A 2,525-nucleotide genomic window follows, 5' to 3' on the forward strand; every position below is an offset into this window, starting at 1 on the left:
GCGGGCGGCGCTCGACCGGCGGCGGCTGTTCGTCGTCAGGCTGGAGCCGGGCAGCGCGCCGGCCGCGAAGGGGCGACCGCTGTTCGGGCTGGAGCTTGGTCGCGCGAAGATGTCGGGCAAGCAGCTGACGCTGTTCACGCGCCAGCTGGCGACGCTGAACCGCGTGTCGCCGCTGGAGGAATCCTTGCGCACGATCACGCGGCAGACCGAGCAGGAAAGCGTGCGCGCGATCGTTGCGACGGTGCATACCGGCGTGGTCGAGGGGCGGCGGCTGGCCGATGCGATGGCGCGCGAGCCGAAGAGCTTCCCGCCGCTGTACCGCGCGATGGTGGCAGCGGGCGAAAGCAGCGGCACGCTGCCGCAGATCATGGAGCGGCTGTCGACGTTGCTGGAACGGCAGGCGGAGATCCGTGGCAAGCTGCTGACCGCGATGGCCTATCCCTCCGTCCTCGCCACGGTGGCGATGGGCGTGGTGATCGCGCTGATGGCCTTCGTTGTGCCGCAGGTGGTCGAACAGTTCGATACCGTGGGGCAGGAACTGCCGCTACTGACGCGGCTGGTGATCGGCCTGTCCGACCTGCTGGTGCACTGGTGGTGGCTGCTGGTCCTGCTGATCGTCGTGGCGGGCGTGGGCTCATGGGCGGCGCTGCGCCAGCCGCCCATACGGCTGGCCTTCGACACCTGGCTGTTGCGCGTTCCGCTGCTGGGGCGGTTGCTGCGCGACCTGCACGCCGCGCGGATGGCACGCACGCTGTCGACGATGGTCGCCAGCCGCCTGCCGTTGCTGGAAGGCCTCAGCCTCACCGCCGGGACGATCCACAACCGCCGCCTGAAGGCCGCGTCGGACGAGATCACCGAGGCGATCCGCGGCGGCGGCAGCCTGTCGGCGGCGATGCGGCGCACGGGGGTGTTTCCGCCGCTGCTGGTCTATCTGGCGGCCAGCGGCGAGGCGGCGGGGCGGCTGGACGAGATGCTGGAGCGCGCCGCCGATTATCTGGAGCGCGAATTCGACCGCTTCACCGCCACCGCGCTGTCGTTGCTGGAACCGCTCATCATCGTGGTGATGGGCGCGATTGTGGCGACGATCGTGCTATCCATCCTGCTTCCCATCCTCCAGCTCAACACGCTGGCGGGGCAATAGCGGCCGGACAGTGAGAGAGACCATGCGTACCGAGACGAAGAAGCGGCGTAGGAAGAACGGCTTCACCCTTGTCGAGCTGATGGTGGTGATCGTCATCATCGGCCTGTTGGCGACGATCGTCGCGCTCAACGTGCTGCCGTCGGGCGACACCGCGCGTATCCAGAAGGCGAAGGCCGACATCGCCACGATCGAACAGGGGCTGGAACTCTATCGCCTTCAGATGGGCAGCTATCCGACGACGCAGCAGGGGCTGCCGGCGCTGGTGTCGGCGCCCGCCGGTGCGGATGCCGCGCGTTATCAGGCGGGCGGGTACGTGAAGAAGCTGCCCAAGGATCCGTGGGGCCGCGACTACCTGTATGCCGCGCCGGGCAAGCACGGGCAGGCGGACGTGTGGACGCTGGGCGCCGACGGGAAGGACGGCGGCGAGGGGATCGATGCCGATATCGGTTCCTGGCAGTAAGCGGACGCCGGTGCGCGGTAGCGCGCGCGACCCGCGAGCGCGCGGCTTCGGCCTTCGTTGGCGTTCCGCCGAACGCGGCTTCACGCTGGTCGAGCTGATGGTGGTCATCACCGTCATCGGGCTGGCGTCGGCGGCGGCGGTGCTGGCGATGCCCGATTCGCGCGGGCGGTTGATGGACGAGGCGGCGCGCTTCGCGGTGCGCACGCGCGCGGCGCATGATGGCGCGATCCTTCAGGCGCGGCCGGTCAGCCTGTGGGTGACGCCGACCGGCTATGGCTTCGACGAATGGCGCGGCGGGCGCTGGACGCCGATCGAGGACGGTCCGCTGGCGATCGAGCGGTGGAACAGCGGCACCGCCGCGGGCTTCGGCGCGCGCGAGCGGGTGATGTTCGACGCGACCGGGCTGGCCGATCGTCCGCTGACCGTGACGCTGCGCCGCGAGGGCGCGCGCGCCGACGTGGAGATCGCGGCGGACGGAAGCGTCCATGTCGCGGGATGACGCGCCCCGCGCCGGGGCGGCGGGCTTCACGCTGATCGAGATCATGGTGGCGTTGACGGTGTTCAGCCTCGCCGCGCTGGCGCTGATCCGGCTGGAGGGGCAGGTGATCCGATCGACCGGTGCGGTCGCCGCGACGCTGCTGGCGCAGACCGTCGCGCGCAACGTCGCGATCGAGGCGGTGACCGATGCGCAAGCGCCGGTGCGCGGGCGGACGAGCGGGGTGGAGAGCAACGGCGGGCGCGACTGGACGTGGGCTCGCGAGGTGCAGCCGGTCGGCGACGCCGGGGTGATGCGCATCGACGTCAGCGTGGGGGATCGCGGCGGCGCGGTGCTGGGGCGGATGACGATGGTGCGGCCGGCGGCGGCGAATGCGGCGGTGGCGCGGTGAGAACGGCGCGCGATGCCCTGCCTGCCCAGTCGGGTGG

At 71.0% G+C, this 2,525-nt stretch carries 4 protein-coding genes; all 4 read left to right on the forward strand.

The window, feature by feature from the left end:
• The coding region (gene gspF / locus AX685_RS13750; protein WP_066489636.1) for a type II secretion system inner membrane protein GspF at positions 1 to 1,141 on the forward strand (1,141 nt) is incomplete at its 5' end.
• Positions 1,142 to 1,163: 22 nt separating this feature from the next.
• Positions 1,164 to 1,601, forward strand: a complete 438-nt coding sequence (gene gspG / locus AX685_RS13755) for a type II secretion system major pseudopilin GspG (RefSeq protein ID WP_066489639.1) — start codon at positions 1,164 to 1,166, stop codon at positions 1,599 to 1,601.
• Between the two features lie 10 nt (positions 1,602 to 1,611).
• Positions 1,612 to 2,100, forward strand: a complete 489-nt coding sequence (locus tag AX685_RS13760) for a GspH/FimT family pseudopilin (RefSeq protein ID WP_231738885.1) — start codon at positions 1,612 to 1,614, stop codon at positions 2,098 to 2,100.
• On the forward strand, positions 2,087 to 2,488 hold the full coding sequence (gene gspI / locus AX685_RS13765; protein ID WP_066489641.1) for a type II secretion system minor pseudopilin GspI: 402 nt from the start codon (positions 2,087 to 2,089) through the stop codon (positions 2,486 to 2,488). The genes AX685_RS13760 and gspI overlap by 14 nt, the downstream gene beginning before the upstream one ends.
• Positions 2,489 to 2,525 lie beyond the last annotated feature (37 nt).

The organism is Sphingomonas sp. CCH9-F2 (assembly GCF_001556735.1).
In the GTDB taxonomy this organism is placed as follows: Bacteria; Pseudomonadota; Alphaproteobacteria; order Sphingomonadales; family Sphingomonadaceae; genus Sphingomonas; species Sphingomonas ginsenosidimutans.